This is a genomic window from Kitasatospora sp. NPDC059571, assembly GCF_042735675.1.
Classification (GTDB): Bacteria; Actinomycetota; Actinomycetes; order Streptomycetales; family Streptomycetaceae; genus Kitasatospora.
Window position 1 is genome coordinate 1 of sequence record NZ_JBHWBW010000784.1, and the last position, 1,733, is coordinate 1,733.

Below are 1,733 nucleotides of genomic sequence, written 5' to 3' on the forward strand. Positions count from 1 at the left end.
CGTCGGGACCCTGCGGGGTGACCCTCGCCGGCCACCGCGTCCAGGGCCTCGCGGAGGCGGCCGCCGTGCTCGGCGAGGAGGGCGGCGGCCTCGGCCGGGGGGCGGCCGGTGAGGAGGGTGAGGACCGCGGGCTTCACCTCGCCGCCGGCGGCGGCCAGGGCGCGGTCGACGGCGCCGGGGTCGGCGCCGGTGGCCAGGGTGACGATGCGGTGGCAGCGGGCGCGGAGCTTCTCGTTGGTGGCCCGCAGGTCGACCATGAGGTTCCCGTAGGTGCGGCCGAGCCGGATCATGGTGAGGGTCGACACCATGTTGAGCACCAGCTTCTGCGCGGTGCCGGCCTTGAGCCGGGTGGAGCCGGTGAGGAGCTCCGGGCCGGTCACGACCTCGATCGGGTGCTCCGCGGCCGCGCCCAGGTCGGAGCCGTCGGTGCAGGCCAGACCGACCGTCAGCGCACCCAGCGCACGGGCGTGTTCGACGGCCGCGACGGCATAGGGCGTGCGCCCGGACGCCGAGACGCCCAGCACCACGTCGTCCGGGGTGAGCGCGATGCCCGCCAGGTCGGCGACGGCCGCCTTCCGGTCGTCCTCGGCGCCCTCGACGGCCTCGGTGACGGCCCGTGCACCGCCCGCCATCAGGGCGACCACCTGCCCCGGGTCGGTGCCGAAGGTCGGCGGGCACTCCGCCGCGTCCAGCACCCCGAGCCGGCCGGCGGTGCCGGCCCCCGCGTACACCAGGCGGCCGCCACGGGCGAGCCGTTCGGCGATCGCGTCGACCGCCGCGGCGATCTCCGGCAGCCGGCGGCCCACGGCGGCCGGGACGGTCGCGTCCTCGGCGTTCATCAGGGCCGCGAGCTCGGCGGTCGGCAGCCGGTCGAGGCCGGCCAGTTCCGGCCGGTGCGCCTCGGTGGCGAGGACGTCGAGCCGGGCACGCAGGTCGTCGGTCATCGGTCGGCCTTCTTCGCTGGCCCGGGCCGCGCGGGCGCCGGGGGTCCGGGAACGGGAGCCAGGCCCGGCAGGGCGTCCTGCTCGCCCTCGACCACCCGCACCGGCGCCTCGGGCCCCCGGCACTCGCGGCCCAGCCGCAGCATGCGGGAGAGCGGGTCGTGCAGCGGGCGGCCGCAGCGGCGGCAGGTGACGCGCTGCACCAGCCGGGACGGGACGGGCGGGATCAGGGCGGGCGGGGGCACCTCGGGGTCGGGCATGCCCCGATTCTTCCGGCCTCGGGGCCCGCTGGGGAGACCCGGCCGGCGATCGGTCCCGGCCGCGCCGGGCCGGGACCTGCCGTGGGACGGCCGGAGGGCTCAGTCCTCCTGGATCACCGACAGCACGTTGCCCGCCGGGTCGGTGAACCAGGCGATCCGCGGCCCCGGCCCGCGGAGGATGCCCTTCTCGTCGGCGTCGAAGCCCGGGTAGCGGCGCATCTCGACCCCGCTCGCCACCAGCGCGTCGACGGCCTGCTCGACGTCGGCCACCGGGAAGTTCAGCACGGTGAAGGTGGCAGGGACGTGGTCGTCCTTCGGGTAGACGAGGACCCTGGCTCCGCTGCCGAGGTGCAGCTGGAGCATGCCGTGCTCCTCGGTCACCTCCAGCCCGAGCGTCCCGGCGTAGAAGTCCTTGGCCTTCCGGAGATCGTTCACGGCGAAGCCGCTGAACGCCTTGCTGGTACGGAGCACGGCCCGTCCTCTCCACGCGGCCGCCCCGTCGGCGGCCCGACGCCCCGACTCTAGGCAGGCC

The 1,733-nt window shown here is 76.9% G+C and carries 3 protein-coding genes; all 3 read right to left on the reverse strand.

Annotation, left to right across the window (positions count from 1 at the left end):
- Positions 1-944: N-acetylmuramic acid 6-phosphate etherase (gene murQ, locus ACFV0G_RS38980; RefSeq protein WP_380558538.1), on the reverse strand; the 944-nt coding region annotated here is incomplete at its 3' end.
- Entirely contained in the window at positions 941-1,201 is a 261-nt protein-coding gene (locus ACFV0G_RS38985; protein ID WP_380558542.1) for a DUF6011 domain-containing protein, read from the reverse strand. The genes ACFV0G_RS38985 and murQ, both read right to left, overlap by 4 nt.
- Positions 1,202-1,300: 99 nt before the next feature.
- Positions 1,301-1,733: VOC family protein (locus tag ACFV0G_RS38990; protein WP_380558544.1), on the reverse strand; the 433-nt coding region annotated here is incomplete at its 5' end.